The 454-nt window shown below is 38.5% G+C and carries 1 protein-coding gene; it reads left to right on the forward strand.

Features of this window, described 5'->3' with window-relative positions; translation table 11 throughout:
• The coding region (locus KSU54_RS18650) for an isopeptide-forming domain-containing fimbrial protein (RefSeq protein WP_217749058.1) at nt 1–454 on the forward strand (454 nt) is incomplete at both ends.

The following is a 454-nucleotide window of genomic DNA, read 5'->3' on the forward strand; positions in this document are numbered from 1 at the left end:
CATGACCGCATGGACAGCCAGTTAACATTCAATAAGGATAGTGTAGTTGTCAAAGTCGGGAACAAGACGCTTGTAAAAGATACAGATTATAAAGTTGTAACAACTGGCTTAACTGGAGAAACATTCCAGATCCAGATTACAGATTTAAAAGCGACAATTAATAAATATTTTTATGCATCTGAAGCGGGAGCAAATCCAGAAACAGAGAAGCTGTACGGTCAAAAAATTGTTGTAGAATATAATGCCACTTTAAATGAATCTGCTCAGGCTGATACTGGTAGAGCAGGTTTCGAAAATGATGTAAGACTGGAATATTCTAACGACCCCGACAGTAACGGGACTGGTAAAACAGGGTTAACACCTTGGGATACAGTAGTGGCATTTACATTTAGAATGGACGGTATCAAAGTAAATGACCAGACTCCAGAAAGAAAGCTGGAAGGTGCTAAATTTA

The sequence above is a fragment of the Erysipelatoclostridium sp. MSK.23.31 genome, assembly GCF_019125875.1.
Taxonomy (GTDB): Bacteria; Bacillota_I; Bacilli_A; order Erysipelotrichales; family Coprobacillaceae; genus Thomasclavelia; species Thomasclavelia ramosa.